At 65.7% G+C, this 18,282-nt stretch carries 21 protein-coding genes; 4 read left to right on the top strand and 17 right to left on the bottom strand.

Features of this window, described 5'->3' with window-relative positions:
• Positions 1 to 157: 157 nt before the first annotated feature.
• The 3 genes from QX094_RS31680 to QX094_RS31690 form a co-directional block, all read right to left on the bottom strand.
• Positions 158 to 1,174, bottom strand: coding sequence for an NAD(P)-dependent alcohol dehydrogenase (locus tag QX094_RS31680; protein ID WP_316185265.1), 1,017 nt, complete (start codon positions 1,172 to 1,174; stop codon positions 158 to 160).
• Between the two features lie 152 nt (positions 1,175 to 1,326).
• Positions 1,327 to 1,509: a hypothetical protein gene (locus QX094_RS31685; protein WP_316185263.1), complete on the bottom strand. Its 183-nt coding sequence runs from the start codon at positions 1,507 to 1,509 to the stop codon at positions 1,327 to 1,329.
• Between the two features lie 45 nt (positions 1,510 to 1,554).
• On the bottom strand, positions 1,555 to 2,409 hold the full coding sequence (locus tag QX094_RS31690; RefSeq protein ID WP_316170307.1) for an HWE histidine kinase domain-containing protein: 855 nt from the start codon (positions 2,407 to 2,409) through the stop codon (positions 1,555 to 1,557).
• Positions 2,410 to 2,910: 501 nt separating this feature from the next.
• Between QX094_RS31690 and QX094_RS31695 the strand changes: the two genes are divergently transcribed.
• From QX094_RS31695 to QX094_RS31710, 4 genes are all read left to right on the top strand, one after another.
• Positions 2,911 to 3,324: a hypothetical protein gene (locus tag QX094_RS31695; protein WP_316185261.1), complete on the top strand. Its 414-nt coding sequence runs from the start codon at positions 2,911 to 2,913 to the stop codon at positions 3,322 to 3,324.
• Between the two features lie 166 nt (positions 3,325 to 3,490).
• On the top strand, positions 3,491 to 3,676 hold the full coding sequence (locus tag QX094_RS31700) for a hypothetical protein (RefSeq protein ID WP_316185396.1): 186 nt from the start codon (positions 3,491 to 3,493) through the stop codon (positions 3,674 to 3,676).
• Between the two features lie 157 nt (positions 3,677 to 3,833).
• On the top strand, positions 3,834 to 4,370 hold the full coding sequence (locus tag QX094_RS31705; protein WP_316185395.1) for a thermonuclease family protein: 537 nt from the start codon (positions 3,834 to 3,836) through the stop codon (positions 4,368 to 4,370).
• 116 nt (positions 4,371 to 4,486) lie between these two features.
• Positions 4,487 to 5,584, top strand: a complete 1,098-nt coding sequence (locus QX094_RS31710; protein WP_315749322.1) for a D-alanine--D-alanine ligase family protein — start codon at positions 4,487 to 4,489, stop codon at positions 5,582 to 5,584.
• A gap of 25 nt (positions 5,585 to 5,609) precedes the next feature.
• Here QX094_RS31710 and QX094_RS31715 read toward each other — a convergent pair whose 3' ends face one another.
• The 14 genes from QX094_RS31715 to QX094_RS31780 all read right to left on the bottom strand — a co-directional run bounded on the left by QX094_RS31715 (position 5,610) and on the right by QX094_RS31780 (position 18,215).
• On the bottom strand, positions 5,610 to 6,809 hold the full coding sequence (locus QX094_RS31715) for an efflux RND transporter periplasmic adaptor subunit (RefSeq protein WP_315714811.1): 1,200 nt from the start codon (positions 6,807 to 6,809) through the stop codon (positions 5,610 to 5,612).
• A 2-nt stretch (positions 6,810 to 6,811) separates the two neighbouring features.
• A complete protein-coding gene (locus QX094_RS31720) occupies positions 6,812 to 9,178 on the bottom strand; it encodes an ABC transporter permease (protein ID WP_316188450.1) in 2,367 nt (788 codons plus the stop codon).
• Positions 9,172 to 9,933: an ABC transporter ATP-binding protein gene (locus tag QX094_RS31725; protein WP_315714812.1), complete on the bottom strand. Its 762-nt coding sequence runs from the start codon at positions 9,931 to 9,933 to the stop codon at positions 9,172 to 9,174. Before QX094_RS31725 ends, QX094_RS31720 begins: the two co-directional genes overlap by 7 nt.
• Before the next feature lie 166 nt (positions 9,934 to 10,099).
• Positions 10,100 to 10,372 carry a hypothetical protein gene (locus tag QX094_RS31730; RefSeq protein WP_315714813.1) on the bottom strand — a complete coding sequence of 91 codons (273 nt, stop codon included), beginning with the start codon at positions 10,370 to 10,372 and terminating at the stop codon, positions 10,100 to 10,102.
• A gap of 184 nt (positions 10,373 to 10,556) precedes the next feature.
• Positions 10,557 to 11,804 carry a PHB depolymerase family esterase gene (locus QX094_RS31735; RefSeq protein WP_316188438.1) on the bottom strand — a complete coding sequence of 416 codons (1,248 nt, stop codon included), beginning with the start codon at positions 11,802 to 11,804 and terminating at the stop codon, positions 10,557 to 10,559.
• A gap of 4 nt (positions 11,805 to 11,808) precedes the next feature.
• On the bottom strand, positions 11,809 to 12,249 hold the full coding sequence (locus QX094_RS31740; RefSeq protein WP_315714988.1) for a CopG family transcriptional regulator: 441 nt from the start codon (positions 12,247 to 12,249) through the stop codon (positions 11,809 to 11,811).
• A gap of 447 nt (positions 12,250 to 12,696) precedes the next feature.
• The gene (locus tag QX094_RS31745; RefSeq protein WP_315714815.1) at positions 12,697 to 13,110 is read right to left on the bottom strand and encodes a GFA family protein; all 414 of its coding nucleotides are present in this window, start codon (positions 13,108 to 13,110) and stop codon (positions 12,697 to 12,699) included.
• A gap of 14 nt (positions 13,111 to 13,124) precedes the next feature.
• Complete coding sequence (locus QX094_RS31750; protein WP_315714816.1) at positions 13,125 to 13,604, bottom strand: SRPBCC domain-containing protein; 480 nt, start codon at positions 13,602 to 13,604, stop codon at positions 13,125 to 13,127.
• The gene (locus tag QX094_RS31755; protein WP_315714817.1) at positions 13,601 to 13,930 is read right to left on the bottom strand and encodes a metalloregulator ArsR/SmtB family transcription factor; all 330 of its coding nucleotides are present in this window, start codon (positions 13,928 to 13,930) and stop codon (positions 13,601 to 13,603) included. Before QX094_RS31755 ends, QX094_RS31750 begins: the two co-directional genes overlap by 4 nt.
• Before the next feature lie 455 nt (positions 13,931 to 14,385).
• Complete coding sequence (locus QX094_RS31760) at positions 14,386 to 15,063, bottom strand: transposase (RefSeq protein ID WP_315714818.1); 678 nt, start codon at positions 15,061 to 15,063, stop codon at positions 14,386 to 14,388.
• Between the two features lie 47 nt (positions 15,064 to 15,110).
• Positions 15,111 to 15,449, bottom strand: a complete 339-nt coding sequence (locus QX094_RS31765) for a hypothetical protein (RefSeq protein WP_315714819.1) — start codon at positions 15,447 to 15,449, stop codon at positions 15,111 to 15,113.
• Between the two features lie 726 nt (positions 15,450 to 16,175).
• Positions 16,176 to 16,532, bottom strand: a complete 357-nt coding sequence (locus QX094_RS31770) for a hypothetical protein (protein WP_316170313.1) — start codon at positions 16,530 to 16,532, stop codon at positions 16,176 to 16,178.
• Positions 16,533 to 16,580: 48 nt separating this feature from the next.
• Positions 16,581 to 16,847 carry a transposase gene (locus QX094_RS31775; protein ID WP_315714821.1) on the bottom strand — a complete coding sequence of 89 codons (267 nt, stop codon included), beginning with the start codon at positions 16,845 to 16,847 and terminating at the stop codon, positions 16,581 to 16,583.
• A 129-nt stretch (positions 16,848 to 16,976) separates the two neighbouring features.
• Positions 16,977 to 18,215, bottom strand: a complete 1,239-nt coding sequence (locus tag QX094_RS31780; RefSeq protein ID WP_315749318.1) for a hypothetical protein — start codon at positions 18,213 to 18,215, stop codon at positions 16,977 to 16,979.
• Positions 18,216 to 18,282 lie beyond the last annotated feature (67 nt).

Genomic DNA, 18,282 nt, shown 5'->3' on the forward strand with positions numbered 1-18,282 from the left:
GAGCATACCGGCCAGCTCGCGTCGCACAGCATCCTGTGGCTATGGATTCCGGGCTCGCGCCGCTGCGCGACGCGCCCCGGAATGACGGCGGAGAGAGTGAGGCTAAGAGAGCGCTGCCCTGCTTCGATGACGCAGTCGCCGACAGCAGCGTGGTCACTCATCCCCCGATCGCGATCGTCACCTTGCCGAGATGCGCGCCGCTCGCCATGTAGTGGAACGCCTCGCGCGCCTCGCTGAACGAAAACACGCGGTCGACCACCGGCTTCACCTGATGCAGCGTCAGCGCGTTCGCCAGCGCCTGGAGATCGTCGACCGAGCCGACCGTGACGCCCTGCAGCCGCTGCTGCTGCATCACCATCAGCGGCAGCCGCAGCTCCGAGGCCGGCGCACCGGCGAGCACGCCGATGAAGGCGATGGTGCCGCCGATCCGGGTGGCGCGGATCGACTCGTTCAAGGTGCCGACGCCGCCGACCTCGACCACGAGATCGACGCCCTGCCCGGTGATCTCGCGCGCCTTCTTGCCCCAGTCCGGCACCTGCTTGTAGTTCAGCGTGACATCGGCGCCGAGCGCCCTCAGCCGCGCGATCTTGGCTTCGCTCGACGACGTCGCGACCACCCGCGCGCCGGCCATCTTCGCGATTAGCAGCGCAAAGATCGAGACGCCGCCGCTGCCTTGCGTCAGCACGGTGTGGCCGGGCCTGATGCCGCCAAGCTTGATCACCGCGCTCCAGGCGGTGACGCCGGCGCACGGCAATGTCGCGGCCTCGACGTCGGTGAGATGCGCCGGCGTCCGCACCAGCGCGTGCATGGGAAACACCCGATACTCCGTCAACGTGCCGTCGACGGCGCCGCCCAGCGCCGCACGCATCTTCGCTTCGCTCGGCTCGCCGCCGGTCCAGCTCTCGAAGAAGCTGCCGATGACTCGGTCGCCGGCCGCGAATGCTGTGGCGCCCTCACCGACCGCCTCGACCACGCCTGCGCCGTCGGACAGCGGCACCAGCGGAAATTTCTGCCGCGAGCCGTAGCCGCCCCTGACCGTGATCAGGTCACGATAGTTGATGCTCGCGGCCGTCAGCCGCACCAGCACCTCGCCCCTCCCCGGCTGCGGCACGGGCTTGTCGACCAGCGCCAGCGCATCGATTCCGCCGGGCCCCTGCAGCTCGTAACATTGCATCCGATGTCTCCCGCCCACGCGGCGCCGCCGCTTCGTTGTTCTGCCGGGAATGGTGAAGCGTTTCGTGCCGGCGATCAAGCCGAGCCCCGTTCCGCGCGGCGGACAGACAATTCGAACGCGCGCATATCCGATGGTCGCGGCGCCGCCGGCTCTCAGTCATCGATCAGCGGGATCACGACATGGTTCAGCACATATTCCGTGCCAATCCAGGTGATGGTGATTGCCAGCAGCAGCAATCCAGCCAGCAGCAGCATGTCGCGCCGTTCCATCGAACACATACGCAGCAGCGCCGCTGCGCGTTTCGCATCGCAGCCATGCCACGCGCCGCGAGACATGCGACAGCCTGTGAGGAACCGCGCGCGGCGACCGCCGGTCCGCCGTCACATCGCCGCTTCGAACCTGATCCGGCAGACCAGACCCTCGTCGCGAAAATCCTGCTCGATGCTGCCGCCGATCGCCGCGAGGCTCGCCCGGATCATGCGCGTGCCGAATCCCTCGCTCCCAGGCGGCTCGATTGCGTGCGGACCGAGCTCGCGCCAGGCCACGGTGCCGCGACCACCTTCCTGCGCAATCTGGATCTCGAGCCGTCCGCCCTGACCGCGCAGCGCGCCGTATTTGACGGCGTTGGTCGCAAGTTCGTGGAACACCAGCGCGAGATTACGCACCGCTTCCGGCCCCAACGGCATGTCCGGGCCGTCCACCGTCACGGCGCCGGAGGCGCGATACGGCTGCAGCTCGACGTCGAGCAGCATGCGCAAGGTCATCAGGCGGTGGTCCGACCAGGCGAGACTATTGGCGCGCGCGACGGCGTCGAGCCGCAGCGCGATCGCTTCCCCTTTGGCGCGATCCTCGCCCGACAGGCTCGATCTGACGATCGCCTGAAACAACGCGAGCTGATTGTTCACGCGATGTCTCAGCTCGCCGAGCAGCAACTCGCGCGCATGCTCGCTGCGCTTCAGCTCCATCAGCGCGCCGCGACAGAGATGCCCGAGCCAGATGATCAGCGCCGCGGTGCTCAGGAATCCGACGAGGTTGATCGCCTCGGCATGATCCGGACGATCGGTGAAGCCGACGAGCACCACGGTGGCAGACAGCCAGGCGGCAAAAATGGCCGCGGGAATGCCGCCGAGCAGCGCGGCGAACACCACCGCAGGGTAGAACGTCGCGTAGGGCAGCGTCGCGCCGGCATAGTCCAGCCCGATCCGGCCCGCGGTCGAAATCGCGACGGCGAGCATGGTGAGCAGAAACGTGGTCGCCGACCACGGTCTGCCCCGAACGATCCAATCTGAGAAACTCCGACCCGCGCGCACGATTGACCCCGAGCGCAAGGTCTATCGCCGGACGCCTGCTGGAACAAGCTGAAGCAACTGCCGCATGGGCGCAAAAATTTTAGGAACTTTTGCCGCGCCGTTGCGTTCGACGGCCCTGTTGCGCCAGACGGAACGCATCATGCCGCGTGGTGGGAGAAGCGACCGCTGCGCCGCCACCGGCGAGCGTGACTACATGGCCCCTGGCGCCCGCAGCGCCTCTGCTCGACACCATCAGCGCTACTCCGCGTCGCGTCGGCGCAGCACGAATGCTGGACGTTGCATGATGAGCTCGTCGCCGGCTGCGCCGATGAACTGAAAGACAACGGTATCGGAACGCTGCACGCGAGAGAGCTTGTATCCAGCGCCTCTTGCTGCGCTAACCCTAGCGGCTTGCCGCTGAGCGCCGCAGCGTCGATCATGGCGGTCATGACGACGAAATCGCGCGAGAGACTCTACGGTGCCGGCATCCGCATCGCGCAGGAGCAGGCCGCGCGCGCGCGCAAGGAAGCGGATCGTCTGGCCTGCGACGCCTGGAACAAGCGGATGCTCGGCTACAAGGGACCGGCGCAGCCGTCGCCGCTGCTCGGTGACGCGCTCAACGCGGGCTATTACTATCTCGAAGTGCGCTGCCTCGGCTGCGACACCAATCAGACCGTTGCGCTCGACATCATCAGGCGCGCCAGGACGACGCCAATCCATGAACTCGAGCGCTACATGCGCTGCCAGGACTGCTCGCGGCTGCGCGGTCGTCCCTACAAGCGCAGCGCGCTGGTGGCATTGCGCGAGACCAAGATCTCGGCCGCGCATCCGGCCTCGACATGGTGGCCCGGTGAACGATAGACAGTCGAATGCCGAGCGTCGCGTCATCTCGCATCCCCATAGAGGTACTCCGATCAGGCGCTGACGGCGCCGCTCGAAAAAATGCATGGACACCCGGAACAATCATGACGATCCGTTGTTTCGAAAACTTGCCGGCGCGGCAGGGAAGCGGAACATGTCAGAGTTGATGACCCAGCCGGACAAGCTACGGGCCGACGCAGCGGAATGCGCCCTCATTCGTGATCTCGCCACCGACCGCGACAAGCGCGAGCTGTTCGCGCGCCTGGCCGAGCATCTGAGCATGCTCGCCGCCGAGGTCGAGCACGCGGCGCGCGCACGGGATGGGCGTGCAGAGAATGCGAGCCTGCGCTGAACCGCGAAGCTATCCGGACGAACTGCGCCGATTGCGCTCCGCTGCTGTCGCGGTGCTCGCCACACAATCGCGCAACTCCCATTCGCTATAGATCGGGATGATCCGCGATCGATTCGTGCAGCGAGCGATCACGCCCCTCTCAGCGCCACAGGTGCCGATCTTGCGACGTCTCCTCCCCCGTCTCGCCTGCCTCGTTCTGCCGCTTCTCCTCGCTTTCCCCGCCACAGCCGCTGAGCTCGTCGGCCGCGTCAGCATCGTCGATGGCGACACGCTGGACATTCACGGCGAACGGATTCGCCTGTGGGGCATCGACGCACCCGAAAGCGCGCAGCTCTGCCGCGGCCGCGACCGCAAGCCATATCGCTGCGGCGCGCTGGCCGCCAACACGCTGGACGCGTTCACGCGCAGCAAGGTTCTGCGCTGCCTGCCGGTCGATGGCGATCGCTACGGCCGCATCGTCGCGCGTTGCGCCGCCGGCGCGACGGATCTCGGCCAGTTCATGGTGTCGCGCGGGCTTGCGGTCGAGGAGCCGCAATATTCGCGCGGCGTTTACACCGCCGATCAGCGCGCCGCCCGCCGCGCCGGCCGCGGCATCTGGTCGGGCCGCTTCATCGAGCCGCCGCTCTATCGGAGCTGCATGCATGCCGGCGGCACGACGTCGGTGTGCTCGGACGGCGGGATCGGCTGGCGGTGAGCGCCGCCGCATGACGACGTCGCCTTCCACCACACCCGACACAACACCTCAATTGCCACGCGTTGGCCTCTGGCTGTACGGTCGCGCATCGCAGAGATCAGGGCTGGATGAGGACGATGACGGAGACAAAGACGCGCGTGGCGATCCTGTTCGGCGGCCGCTCGGCGGAGCACGACGTCTCGCGGGCCTCGGCGGCCAACATCGTCCGCTCGCTCGATGCCGGCCGCTACGCCGTCACGCTGATCGGCATCACCACCGACGGACGCTGGGTGCTCGCCGACGCTGCGAATGACGGCACAGGCGCGGCGCTGACCGTACCCGCTGACGGCCCGCAGATCGTGCTGCTGCCGGCCGGCCGGGGCCGCGCGCTGGTCATCGGCGACGGCGCCCCGCGCGAGCTCGCCTTCGACGTCGTGTTTCCGGTGCTGCACGGTCCGAACGGCGAGGACGGCACCGTGCAGGGCGCGCTGGAGCTCGCCGATGTCGCCTATGTCGGCGGTCGCGTGATGGGATCGGCGGCGGCGATGGACAAGGACGTCGCCAAGCGCCTGCTGCGCGATGCCGGCCTGCCGATCGTGCCGTTCGTCACCATGACGGAAGCGTCGCCTGTGACCTATGCGGCGGCGGTCGACGCCGTCGGGTCATCCGAGCTGTTCGTCAAGCCGGCCAATCTCGGCTCCTCCGTCGGCATCTCCAAGGCGCGCAACGCCGAGGAGTTCGAAGCCGCCTGCCGCCTGGCGCTGCGCTTCGACCTGAAGATCCTGATCGAGCGCTGCATCAGCCCGGTGCGCGAGATCGAATGCGCGGTGCTGGAGCATGCCGACGGCGAGGTCGCCGCCTCCGAGCTCGGCGAGATCGTGCCCGCCGACAGCCACGGCTTCTATTCCTATGAGGCCAAATACACCGATGCCAAGGGCGCCTCGCTGCACGTCCCGGCGCAGGTCGAACCCGCTCTCGCCGCGCGCATCCGCAAAATGGCCACCGAGGTGTTCGGCGTGCTCTGCTGCGAGAGTCTCGCGCGCGTCGACTTCTTCGTCCGCGGCGAGGAGGTCTACGTCAACGAGGTGAACACCCTGCCGGGCTTCACCAACATCAGCATGTACCCGAAGATGTGGGAGGCCACCGGCCTGCCCCAGCCGGCGCTGATGGACAGTCTGATCGCACACGCGCTGGCGCGCCATGCCCGGCTCAGGCAACTGGCGTCGCAGCGCTGAGGAACGCGTCTGCGGCCGCCGCAGGTCAGCGCGGCGCCACCTTGACGCCGGCGGCGACCCGGTCGCTGGGATAGATGATCACGACATCGCCGCTGGCGACGCCGTCGGCCACGGCGGCGAACCGGCCCGAGCGCCGGATGAGCCGGACGGTGCGCAACTCGGCGCGCCCATCCTTCAGCGCGAACACCGACCAGTCGTCACCGCGCTTGAACAGCGCGCCGGTCGGAACGATGGTCGCATCCTCCTGCGTGAAGACGACGATCTGCGCATCGAGCTGATAGGCATCGCCGAGCCGCTGCCATTGCTCGGCCGGCGAGACGATGTCGATCAGCACGTTGACCCGCTGCTCCTCGACGCCGAGCGTGGAGATCTTCGTGAAAGCCGCCGGCTCGACCCGGCGAACCCGGCCCGACAGGCGGCCTGCCCCGCCCCAGCGATCGATCGTGACCTCGGCGCCGGGACGGATCTCGACCGCGTCGGTGCTCAGCACGTCGATGACCACTTCGAGATCACGGGGATCGCCGAGCTCGAGCAGCGCCGCGCCTGGCTGCACCGTCGTCTCGCTTTCCTGGATCACTTTCAGCACCAGCCCGCCGACCGGCGCGGTCACGCTCCAGCTATCCGCCGGCGCATCGGCATCGGTCTTGCTCCCGTAGCGCGCCAGCATCGCCCTGAGCTGGCTGAGCTCGTGCTCGGCGGCATGGTCGGCATATTCGGCGGCGCGCAGGTCACGTTCGGCAATCCGCATCGCGAGCTCGGCGCGCTCCCGGGCCTGCGCCGTCGCGGCTCCGCTGGCGGCCAGCGCCGTGGTACGCGCCAGATCGGCGCTCGCCTGTGCGCTCTGCGCCTGCGCTCGGGCCACCACCTCCTTGGCGCGCTCGACATTGGCCTCGGCCGCACCGAGCAGCTCCTCGACCTCGCGGCGGGCCCGCGGATCGAGCAGCGGCGCCGGCGCCGGCATGATTGTGGCGACCACGTCGTCGGCCTTGACCTGGTCGCCGGCCTTGAAGCGGATGCGGCCGAGACGGCCGGCGAGCGGCGCGGCCACGACGTAGCGCTGGCGCACCCGCGTCTTGCCGTCGTCCTCGACGGTGGCAACGAACCGCCCTTTCGTCACCGCGGCGGTCTCCACCGGGACGGGGCCCGGCATCATCATCCAGGCGATGACGGCGGCCGCCGCCAGAACGCTCGATACGATGACGACGCGGCGCAAAACGGGTGGCATGCTCATTCCCTGGTCTTGAGGGCCGCGACCAGATCGAGCTGATCCACCCTCCTGCGGACGATGATGGCGCTGATCGCGGCGCTGGCCAAGACCACCGCCGTGGCGATCAGGTAGGTCTGCGGCGCGATCACGCCCGGGATCTGGAAGCTCTCGCTGGAATGCAGCCGCGCGATCAGCCCGATGATGGCGTGCGACAGCCATAGGCCGAGCGGAATCCCGACCGCGATGTCCAGCGCGAACTCGCCGAACAGGATGCCGGCGACCTCGCCGCGGGTGAAGCCCAGCACCCGCAGGCTCGCGAGCTCCCAGGCGCGCTCCTGCAGGCTGATGCGGGCGCTGTTGTAGACCACGCCCACGGTGATGATCGCGGCGAAGCCGGTGAGGATGCCGGCGGTGACGAACACGAGGCCCGCGATCTTCTCGATGAAGGATGCGAGGGTGTAGGCCTTCATCGTCACGGATTCGATTTTCGGCATGCTCTTGAACCTCGCGCCGAGCGCAGCCAGCGCCGCCGGCTCGACCTGGAGGCTCGCCGCCGAGATCACCGCGCCTTCGCCGGTGAAGCGGTTGAGCGTGTCGATGTCCATGTAGGACGCCATGCCGATCGCCTCGTCGACGATGGCGCTCACCGGCAGGTCGCGCCGCCGACGGTGGCCTTCCATCGCCTCCACCGTCACGACCTGCCCTGCGCTCAGCGCCAGCCGCTCGGCAAGGCGTCGGGTCAGCGTGATGCCATCGGGCGCCGCGACGATCGGACGACGCGCGGAATCGTGCGGTCGCCGCAGCTCGTCGGTGGCCGCCAGTCCGATCACCGAGGTGAGGTAGCTCTGGTGCCCGGCCCGCAGGCGCACCGGAACGATGCGCTGGCCTTCGATCGCGAGCACGCCGGGCTGGCGCGCCAGGTCACGCAGGATCGCGCGGTCCATCGGATGGATGAAAGTGATCGTGGCGTTGCCGCGCTCGACCAGGTTGAACTGCAGCTCGATCATCTCGCCGATGGCGTCGCGCCAGAAGATCCCGAGCACCATCATCGGCACCGCGAAGGCGATGCCGACGATGGTGAACAGCGAACGGAACGGCCGCCCCGCGACGTTGCGCAGCATCATCATCCGCCGCGCGCCGAACGCCGTGCCGGGCAGGATGCGCTCGATCCAGGAGCGGCGGAACCCCAGCGGCATCGCGGGCCGCATCGCCTCCGCCGGCGCAAGGCCGACGACCTCCTGAAGCGCCGTGACGACGCCGAGGGCGCCCGCCGCGACGCTGATCGCGACACCGGCCACCGCCGCCCATGGCGCCAGCCGAAACGGCAGCTCCGGAAGACGGAAGAACCCCTGATAGCTCGCGATCATGGCATGGCCGAAGCCGACGCCGCCGGCGATGCCGAGCACCGATCCGATCAGCACGATGACCAGCATCAGCTTGAGATAATGGAAAGTGAGCCGCAGCGTCGGAAAGCCGAGCGCCTTCAGCGCCGCGATCTGCTCGCGCTGCGCGGCGACCAGCCGCCCGAGCGCGCCGTTGAGCAGGAACGTGGCGACACCGAAGAAGATGATGGGGATGGTGATCGACATCACCTTCTGCTGGTTCAGCTCGTCCTCGAGAAAGCGGTTCGACGGCTGGTCGCGCCGCGCAATCGCGCCGATCGAGCCATAGGGCTCGAGCAGCCGGTCGAGCTCCTCGATCACGGGCTTGGGATCGACACCCGGAGCGAGCGCGACCACGGCATCGTTGAACGCTCCTTTCATGTCGAAGGCGGCCTCGGCCGCGCTCCGGTCGACCCACAGGATGGCGTAGAGGCAATCGTCGGGGATCGGCAATCCCGGCTTCACCGCGTAGACATATTCCGGCGACAACGCGATGCCGGAAACCCGGAAGCCCTGCACGCGGCCATTGAGCAGCACGCGGATGTCGTCACCCGGACTGACGCCATTGGCCTCGGCAAACGCCTCGTTGACCGCGGCGCTGCGGGCGGCACCCGGCTCGGGCGCTGCGCCGCGGCGCAGATGCAACCGCGCCAGGGGCTCATCGCCGGCGTGGGTCAGCGACACCAGGCGGGCCGAGACCGGTTGCGAGACGGCCGGCCAATCGACGATGACCTCGCGCACGATGCGCGGCTCGACCGCGACCACGCCAGGAATGGAATTGAGCCGCGGCACCAGCGCGAGCGGCGCCCGCTTCAGCGTGACGAAGATCTGCGGAAACCGGCCGTCGGCATAGAACTGCTCGCAGCCGCCGCGCAGGGACAAATAGGTCGAGACCGAGCCGACGAACACGGCGACACCGGCCGCCACCAGCAGCGCGATCGTGACCACCTGTCCGCGCATCGCGCCGACGTCGCGCCACAGCTTGCGGTCCAGCAGGCTCACCAGCGCACCTCATCGGCCGAGAGGCGCCGCGCATTGCGCGTCTCGCCGACGATGCGCCCGCCGCCGAGCCGGAGCACGCGATCGGCCATGCCGGCGATCGCCGCATTGTGCGTGATGATGATGGTGGTCGTCCCGAGCTGCGCGTTGGCGCGCGCGATCGCGGCGAGCACGACCTTCCCCGTCTCATAGTCCAGCGCACCGGTCGGCTCGTCGCACAACAGCACGTCGGGCGCCTTGACCATGGCGCGGGCCACCGCGACGCGCTGCTGCTCGCCGCCGGACAGCTGCGAGGGAAAGTGGTCGATCCGCCGCTCGAGGCCGACGAGCTTGAGCACCTCGAGCGGATCGAGCGGCTTGTCGGCGATCTCGGTGACCAGCGCGACGTTCTCGAGCACCGTCAGACTCGGGATCAGGTTGTAGAACTGAAACACGAAGCCGACATGCTCGCGCCGGTAGCGCGTCAGCTCGGCATCGCCGGCGCCGACCAGTTGATGATCGCGCCATTGCGCTTCGCCCGACGTCGGGCTGTCCAGTCCGCCGAGGATGTTGAGCAGGGTCGACTTGCCCGATCCCGATGGCCCGAGCAGCACCACGAGCTCCCCCTCGTAGATGTCGAGGTCGACATCGCGCAACGCATGCACCTCGACCTCGCCCATCCGATAGGTCTTCGAGAGCTTGCGCGCGCGGAACACCGGGGCGGCGCCGGGCCGATCAGAAGGCGCGGCGGGGCCCCCGTCGTTGGTGACGGCCGAACTCATCGGGCTGCGGTTCCTGCACCAAAGGCCCGCATCGAACGTGCGAGACGTCTCACGCCTGAATCCTCGACATCGGATGACATCCCCGACCATCGGTCGGCAGCCATCGTCATCCGTTGATGCATGTCAAGCGGACCACATCATCACGTGGCCAACGCGCTGATGCCCATCAGACCGCGGTCGCGATCACATACACCAGCACGGCTGCGCCGAGGCAGCGGCGCCAGGGGTTGACGCCGCGCAGGAGTTCGTCGAACGCCCAGACGAAGAGACTGGCTTTGACCAGACAATCCAGATTGGCGCCTGTCTGACCCGGCGGATGCCAGACCCAGCCGACGAGGCTGCCCGCCAGCACGATCCAAAGAGCGGGGTTCGGCATCTGGGCGATCGTGATCTCGCCGGTCGCGCGATTGCGGAAGAACCAGTTCAGGAATCGCGACATCGGACCACCCGCGTTCGTCGTGACATGGTCATGCGCCCTCCCGAGGACGACACCCGCCAGGATATTCGTGCCCGCTTAACGGGGGAGATGCATCATGGTTGCCGGTAGCAGCGATGCGCAGATGTCGTGACCTCGCAAGACGGAATGCAGCGCCACCGGCATTTTCACGGGCGCCGTTGTCTTGCTAGTCTGCGCATGACTGCGCGAGGAAGAACCGCAGCATCTCCCGCGTCGCATCCGGTCCTTTCGGATCGGTGTAGGATCCGGCCGGACTGCCGCCGGACCAGGCGTGAGCGGCACCGTGGACGGTCCAGTGCTCCGACGTCACCTTCCCGCTCGGCTCCGTCAGAATCGTCCGCGTATAGGCATGGCCACCGGGCACCCGCCCGTGCACGACCGACGATGTCCCGCGCATGGCGCCGGTCGCCTGCGCAACGACCCGGTCGCCGTTGGCGGGATGCACGGTCGTGTCGCGATCGCCATGGAAGACGATCGTCGGCACAGCCGATCTCCGATCCGCCGCGTGGCCGGCGCCTTGGCGCATCGCCATCAACGCCGAGGGAAGATCGCGCGCGGCCCCGCAGGCGAGACCGGAATGGACGCCCGCTGCGGCGTAGAGATCGGGATAGGTCGCGGCCATGATGGCGGCCGTGGCGCCTCCGGCCGACAGGCCGGCGACATAGACGCGCCTGGAATCTACAGCATGGTCGCGCATCACCTGGCGGGTGATGCCCGCGATCAGCGACGGCTCGCCGCCCTCGCGCTGCTGGTCGCCGGTGCGAAACCAGTTCCAGCATTTCGACTGATTGGCACCGCTCGGCTGCTCCGGATAGACGACGAAGCAGCTCTGCTCCTCGCCCAGGAAGTTCATCCGTGTGCCGGCCGCGAAATCGTCCGCCGACTGTGTGCAGCCATGCAGCATGACGACGAGCGGAAGCTGACGGCCCTCGGCCCTGCTGGGGATCAACAGCTTGTAGCTCCGGCGTCCCGCCGCGTTGCCGAAGCTGGCCTGGACGAATCTTGCACCTTCGGGGGTGGTGTCGCGCGCCGAAGGCGCGCGCAGATGCGGACCTCGCAGGCCGAACCCCGGCAGCTCGCCGAGATCTTCGCGCCGGACGGGTCGCTGGCGCGCCTGAGCGGGCTTGGCTTGCCATGGCTTGGCTTGCCATGGCTTGTGCGATGGCTTGGCCTGCGTGGCGCGCGCTTGCGCCGGGGCAACCTTCGCGGACGGCCGGTCGCGCTCACTGACGCGCGTCGCCTGTCCCTCGATGGTCGGAGGCGCGAGCCGCGCCGGCACTGATCGCACTGGACTGGCCGCTGCCGCCGGCGAGCCATCGCCGCGCAGCATACGTTGCAGCAACGCCGTGGCCTCGCCCAACTGGCCGGCCCGCGTCAGGCGCGTCGCTTCGCGCATGATCTCTTGGTTCAGCATCGCGCTACCTCATTCTGTCGGCGAGAGCGGCCTTGACCGCGGGGGTGGCATGCAGTGCGCCCAGCACGGAGACCGAGGCGACGGTGGCGCGGGCCAGCTCGGGCGTCACATCGGCGGCGATGGTGGCAAGCCCAAGCACGTTGATTTGCAGCATCTGCCCTGCCCGCTGCGCCGCTTCGAGATCGGCGCGGCTGTAATGCCGCAAGCCGAGGTCCAGGCTGTTGCGCACCGTCGACTGCCTGACCACGTCGGCGTGCCGGTCGAGCTGATTGCGGATCGCGGTGCGGATGAAATCGGTGCGATTGGAATAGAACCCTTCCCGCACCATCAGATCGACCTGACCGAGATCGACGTAGCCGAGATTGACGGTGATCTTCTCGGTGTCCGGAACTTTCCCGCGGAGTGGGTGGACGTTGTCGGGCACAGCGGCATCCAATTCCACCATCCACTGGGATGGTGCATGGATGGCATATGGATGCCCACCGTTGACATTCAAGGCGCAAGCGCAATGTTCCGCCAGGGAACCGGTGATGCCGCGAGCTTCCTGTCGATCCTATCGCCTGCCAGCGCGGCCCGGCTCGATGCAGCAACCGAGGAAAGGGCCGGTCCAACATCGGAGGGGCAAGATAGAGCGTGCAGTCGCCACTGCCCCACCGCCGCGCACGCCGTCGTTAGTGTAGTGCACAGTAACCCCGGGGCCGTAACCCTGGTCATCGTCGAAGGCGGACGATCCAGTACGCCGAGGTTTTTCGGTTCGGTATCTTCTGCAGCAGAATACTGGATGCTCCGCTTTTGGCGGAGCATGACAGCATTGGAGACGGCGAGAGCTCATCCCACGGCCAATTGCCGATTCTCAGGAAATGCTCGTCTCGTTCGCCCCAAGCACCAAGACTCACCGCGGCGGCATCTTCTCGAATTTCGGCAGCGCCGGATCGAGGTGATCCCAGGCGTACCCGGCTGATGTCCACGACACCAGTTGCGGCTTGTAGCGGCCGGGGTCGTCGAGACTGGCCGGCGGGACGATGAACACCTCGGGCATCGCGGGAAATGTCAGGTGAACGTGCGAGCCGCAGGTCGGGCAGAAGGCGCGCCGCTTGACGGTGCCGCCGTCGCCGATGCTCTGCCAATGCGACACCTCGCCGTCGACCTTCACCTCCGCCGCGACGAAGGTCAAATGCGATTGATGCCCGGTGCCGCTGTCGCGCTGACATTGCCGGCACTGGCAGTCCAGCATCACGGCCGGCTCGCCCGTAATCTCGTAGCGGACTGCGCCGCAGGCGCAGCCGCCGGCATAGGACTTCGTCATGTCGCTCTCCTTGTTCAATGCGGCCGCTGCGATGACGCCTGTTCGGCGGCGATCTGATCGAGCTTCTTGACGACCGTCTTCCAGCCCTCGCCCATCTTGCGATAGGCGGTGTCATTGGTCGGCAGCACGAAGCCGGAATGCACCAGGCGAAGGCGCGTGCCCGTGTCCGCCTTGGAAAGACTGAAGGTGACCACCGTCTCCAGCTTCGCGCCGTAGCCGACATTGCTGTCGTGGCCGCCCTTCCACGCGTAGGACAGCCGCTCGTTCGGCACGACCTCCAGCACCTCGCAGTGAATGGTGCCATCCCATTCGCCGGCCGGCGTCGTTTGAAAGGTGAACCGATTGCCGATGATCGGCTCAAAGCCCTTGGGCGCCATCAGCCAGCGGCCGATCAGCTCGCCGTTGGTCAAGGCTTTCCAGATGATCTCCGGCGCATGCGGAAAGATGTCCTCGACGACAATGGCCCGCGTATCCGCGTTCACGGCTTGGTTCATGGATCGATGTCCTTCAGCAGGTTTCTCAGATTGGCAAAGCGGTCGCGCCAGAACGCGCCGTAATGGCTCATCCAGTCGGCCAGCGGCTCCAGGCCGCGTGGCTCCGCGCGGTAATAGACCTTGCGGCCCTCGGGGCGCTCGCAGACCAAGCCGGCCTGTTTCAAGGATTTCAGATGCTGGGAGATCGCGCCCTGCGTGACGGTGCTGCCGCGGGTGAGTTCGACGACGGTGATCTCGTCGGCCTCGACGATGCGCTCGAACACCGCACGCCGCGTCGGATCGGCCAGCGCGCGCATGACGGCAGTGATGGGTTCAGGCTGGATCATGAAAAAACAATAGCAATCGCTAATCAATTAGTCAACACTAATATTATTGGAAAGACCGCCTGGCGTTTCGCCATGGCAAGGGGAGCCAACCTCCACGGCTAAATCGCCCACTCGAAAATCCGAATTTTTATTCTTCCGTTTTTCAGAATTTGATGCTACGGTGTCGCGTCCCGCCTCGATTGAGGGGCGTTTCGCGATCGTCACGAGCGTTGGGTGCGGGATGCGGTGGGCGTGTCGGGTTGCAGCGTGAGCGATCATGCCGACGAACGATCCGATGCGCACGGCGAAATCGTGTGGTCCTGGCATCCCGGTGCTGATGCCAAGCCGGCGCTGCAAGTTCGACGAGCGCGCGGGCATTTCGGTGACAGTGCACTTAACTTCTTAGGCGTTTTGATTGCGCGTTTGACGACAAGGCACTCAGGCTCGCAGCCGCGCCGGCGCCTTGGCCGCGACGCTCACCCGTCCTCCGCCTCGGCCGGCTTCGGCCCGCGTTTGGCGGGCTTGAGCACGCGCCCGGTCAATTTCTCGATGCGGGCGAGGAAGCGGTCGCTGCCGATCGGCCGGCCGATGCTCTCGGCGGCGCGCAGACGCGCGAACAGCGCATCCTCGTCGTCCGGCGCGCGGCTCAGGAGTCCGGCGATGTCCGGGAACATCGTCTTCACCGGCTCACGTGCGGTCAGACCGTCGTCGCGCCCGCGCAGATGCGCGCGCGTGCTCGACCAGGCCCAGTCCTGGGCGCGAGCCACCAGCCGCGCCCGCACCGGATTGAGACTGACGTAGCGCAGCGCCGCCGCCAGATGCGCCTCGTCCATCGCCACCGCGCCGAACCGCCCCTGCCAGAAATGCCCGCTGCGCTTGCGGCGCGCCTGGATGACGCCGGCATAGCTGCGATGCACCCGCGACAGCGCCCGGCGCAGACCGTCGGCATCCGACGGCACCAGGATCAGATGCACGTGGTTCGGCATCAGGCACCACGCCCACACCGCGACGTCAGCCGCCCGGCAATGGGTCGCGAGCAGATCGCGGTACAGCGCGTAGTCGTCGTCGCCGAAGAATGTCCGCGCCCGACCATTGCCGCGCTGGGTGACGTGGTGCGGCAGACCAGGGATAACGACACGGGCAAGGCGGGCCATGCAGCATCATGCGCACTCGGACGGCGCATGTCAAATTAAGTGCACTGTCACCGTAAATCCGTCAGCATTTCCATAAGAATCACGGTTATCCTTGCAGCATCCGCATGCGTTACATCTGGATCGATCGTCTGCGCGCTTCGTTCTATTTGATCGATAAATTGGCTAGCCAGCTCCTTGTTCTCGGATCCGTGCACTGCCCGAAACTGGCGCACTACGGCTTGATCCTGAACAAGCTGGAGCGCTACAGGCATCAGCTCCTCGCGCGACCGAAGTGCCCTCCGCTGTAGAATTTCCTGCCAACGATCCGTCGAATGTTCAGTCGAACCAGCCTCCGGACGGCCAGTCGTTATGTGGAGAACGTATTTTGGTTTTTCTTCTTCGGCCATTACGACCCCCATGTTATTCTAAGGAGCGAACTGATCGACTGCTCTAGCAGTTAAGCATCGGAAGAGAATGGCCCACTTTGAACTAATGAGCTATCTCTCCAAGGCGGGCCATGCGCCATCTTGCGCACTCGGACGGCACATGTCAAATTAAGTGCACTGTCACCTTAAATCCAAATCTATTCATTCGAGCACTTAAACAAGCTCTTTGGCTGACGACATGTGAGATCCCAATGCCCCGCAAATCGGCAAGACGACAACACGATTCGACGGCCATCGGACTCGCCAGCAATTGAACAGTGCTCGTCATCCAGCAAAATGCCGCTATCTGTCATTCGCCAAACGCCTTGAATAGATTCTGCCTCACCCGTCGGCTCAAGTACAAATCCCGAAAGCGCGCCGCCTTCGAACAAGCAAATTCTGACAAGCCACCGCCTATTTGAGGAGGGCTTCGAATCTAGCCCGCGGTCGACGCTCAACGCCCAACAACCTCTTACGTCCTTCTGCAACAGATTCTTGGCCGATAGCTCCTGAGAAAGCCCGACCGATGTGAAGCAGAGCAAAGCGGGCAGCAGTATCGAACCGCTCAGCGCGCGGATCGGATACAACGCTAAAAATATCCTTATTAGCCTCTGCGAGCCATTCATGGTTACGACTATTAGACCCGATTGACGGAGTTACGGTGACAGTGCACAAAACTGCGCAAGCCTGGTTTCAGCGTCCCCCCGCTCAATCCTCCTCTACGGGCTTCGGCCCGCGTTTGGCCGGCTTGAGCACGCGCCCGGTCAATTTCTCGATGCGGGCGAGGAAGCGGTCGCTGCCGATCGGCCGGCCGATGCTCTCGGCGGCGCGCAGACGCGCGAACAGAGCCTCCTCGTCCTCCGGCGCGCGGGTCAGGAGTCCGGCAATGTCCGGGAACATTGCCTTCACCGGCTCACGTGCGGTCAGGCCGTCGTCGCGCCCGCGCAGATGCGCGCGCGTGCTCGACCAGCCCCAGTCCTGGGCGCGCGCCGCCAGCCGCGCCCGCACCGGATTGAGACTGACATAGCGCAGCGCCGCCGCCAGATGCGCCTCGTCTATCGCCACGGCGCCGAACCGCCCCTGCCAGAAATGCCCGCTGCGCTTGCGGCGCGCCTAGATGACGCCGGCATAGCTGCGATGCACCCGCGACAGCGCCCGGCGCAGCCCGTCGGCATCCGACGGCACCAGGATCAGATGCACGTGGTTCGGCATCAGGCACCACGCCCACACCGCGACGTCAGCCGCCCGGCAATGGGTCGCGAGCAGATCGCGGTAGAGCGCGTAGTCGTCGTCGCCGAAGAATGTTCGCGCGCGGCCATTGCCGCGCTGGGTGACGTGGTGCGGCAGACCAGGAACGACGACACGGGCAAGGCGGGCCATGCGCCATCTTGCGCACTCGGACGGCGCATGTCAATTAAGTGCACTGTCACCGTAAATCCGAAGCTCGATGATAAACAATCTCAGCTAATGCGGCGGCGAACTGAACCGGATCAAGACTATTGTTGCTCATTATATTCCCCCGAAGATGTTTACAAGCGAGTAGCGCTTGAAGAAATAGACGTATTCAGCGCGTTCGAAGGCATAACCAAAATCACCGGTATGCCGCTGCAGCTCCTCGTTGATCGGCTGCCCGTTAATTCGATTTGCATTAGGGTTGCTGTTAGAACTAATCTCAGATGGCAGGCCATCAATGTTCCAGACGACATCGCAAAACGCGAAACCCTTGAGCTCGGGCCGTACGCTGACGTCGACATAGCTTTTTCTCGGCTTCGCCTTGATCTCGGCCGGCAACTGCCCGGTAGCATCGAGACGGTTCAACGATAGATCCGACGCTGCCGGATACACGTCGCCGACAACGTGCCCGGTGAAGAAGATCAGCGCCCCTGGCTTATGACGCGGAAGCCCAGGGAAGAACGTCGATTCCGTAGGAAAAAACTCGTAGAGGGGGCTATCTTCGAACAGCACCTTCCTTCCATGATAGTCGCCAGCAGAATAGAGCGCGCGTTGCGCGTCGCCGTTTGGATACCAATAATCTGGCCTGCTCGCAGGCCAGAATGGCCGGATCGCTTCGCTCACTGTATCCGGCAGTTTCACGCGCGAAAGGCCGCTACATATAGACCCCATCGCACGATAGCCGGGCTTCCATCGTACTTTCTTCCAGCGATCCACCTCGTTGATACCTAGCAATCCATACGTTACGAAATTCTTTGAAGCCTCCGTACCCCGCCATTCCTGCCATTCTTCGCGCGTCGCCTTGCTGATCGTAGCACCGAAAAACTTCAATTCGGAAAGCGGGCTCTCGTAAGCATCTTCGGACGCATAAGCTACGCCGAACCAAGGTGCGTCCGCACTCTCGTAAGTCACAATTAGTGGCAGCAGGCTCTTTGGGACCTTTCCATTGTCGGTCGTCTCACCACCACAAGCCTCCGGCGGCCGCACTACTACGCCGTGCCCGTCCTTCATCTTGAGCCCGAAGGCCATCGGCGCCACGCTGACCTCGACGGTTCGGTCATTGTCCTTGTACGTTGTGATGCTTACGCGACAGCCGACCACGATATCGAAATTGAGAGGCTCGCCCTTGTAGGCGAGCTTGACCTTCAGGCGATAATAGGTCGCGCGATCCTCTCCGGGAGTTCTCACCTCGCGCGACTTGGTAAAGCTCGAATCACCAAAAAGAGCTCGCGAGCTCATGCCCAGCAGCACAATACCTGCGCCGATTCCAAGGAGGACAACGATAAATCTCCTCATCCTAGCACTCCAGAAGCCAACGATTCTGCGAACTGTCTTCCAGCGAGATTTGAGACGAATCTACAAT

This window comes from Bradyrhizobium sp. SZCCHNS1050, from assembly GCF_032484785.1.
In the GTDB taxonomy this organism is placed as follows: domain Bacteria; phylum Pseudomonadota; class Alphaproteobacteria; order Rhizobiales; family Xanthobacteraceae; genus Bradyrhizobium.

Coding starts and splice junctions, on each gene's coding strand:
- QX094_RS31680 (WP_316185265.1), bottom strand. CDS start 1,174: ATGCAATGTTACGAGCTGCAGGGGCCCGGCGGAATCGATGCGCTGGCG.
- QX094_RS31685 (WP_316185263.1), bottom strand. CDS start 1,509: ATGTCTCGCGGCGCGTGGCATGGCTGCGATGCGAAACGCGCAGCGGCG.
- QX094_RS31690 (WP_316170307.1), bottom strand. CDS start 2,409: ATGCTCGCCGTCGCGATTTCGACCGCGGGCCGGATCGGGCTGGACTAT.
- QX094_RS31695 (WP_316185261.1), top strand. CDS start 2,911: ATGACGACGAAATCGCGCGAGAGACTCTACGGTGCCGGCATCCGCATC.
- QX094_RS31700 (WP_316185396.1), top strand. CDS start 3,491: ATGACCCAGCCGGACAAGCTACGGGCCGACGCAGCGGAATGCGCCCTC.
- QX094_RS31710 (WP_315749322.1), top strand. CDS start 4,487: ATGACGGAGACAAAGACGCGCGTGGCGATCCTGTTCGGCGGCCGCTCG.
- QX094_RS31715 (WP_315714811.1), bottom strand. CDS start 6,809: ATGCCACCCGTTTTGCGCCGCGTCGTCATCGTATCGAGCGTTCTGGCG.
- QX094_RS31725 (WP_315714812.1), bottom strand. CDS start 9,933: ATGAGTTCGGCCGTCACCAACGACGGGGGCCCCGCCGCGCCTTCTGAT.
- QX094_RS31730 (WP_315714813.1), bottom strand. CDS start 10,372: ATGTCGCGATTCCTGAACTGGTTCTTCCGCAATCGCGCGACCGGCGAG.
- QX094_RS31735 (WP_316188438.1), bottom strand. CDS start 11,804: ATGCTGAACCAAGAGATCATGCGCGAAGCGACGCGCCTGACGCGGGCC.
- QX094_RS31740 (WP_315714988.1), bottom strand. CDS start 12,249: ATGGTGGAATTGGATGCCGCTGTGCCCGACAACGTCCACCCACTCCGC.
- QX094_RS31745 (WP_315714815.1), bottom strand. CDS start 13,110: ATGACGAAGTCCTATGCCGGCGGCTGCGCCTGCGGCGCAGTCCGCTAC.
- QX094_RS31750 (WP_315714816.1), bottom strand. CDS start 13,604: ATGAACCAAGCCGTGAACGCGGATACGCGGGCCATTGTCGTCGAGGAC.
- QX094_RS31755 (WP_315714817.1), bottom strand. CDS start 13,930: ATGATCCAGCCTGAACCCATCACTGCCGTCATGCGCGCGCTGGCCGAT.
- QX094_RS31760 (WP_315714818.1), bottom strand. CDS start 15,063: ATGGCCCGCCTTGCCCGTGTCGTTATCCCTGGTCTGCCGCACCACGTC.
- QX094_RS31765 (WP_315714819.1), bottom strand. CDS start 15,449: ATGGCCGAAGAAGAAAAACCAAAATACGTTCTCCACATAACGACTGGC.
- QX094_RS31775 (WP_315714821.1), bottom strand. CDS start 16,847: ATGGCCCGCCTTGCCCGTGTCGTCGTTCCTGGTCTGCCGCACCACGTC.
- QX094_RS31780 (WP_315749318.1), bottom strand. CDS start 18,215: ATGAGGAGATTTATCGTTGTCCTCCTTGGAATCGGCGCAGGTATTGTG.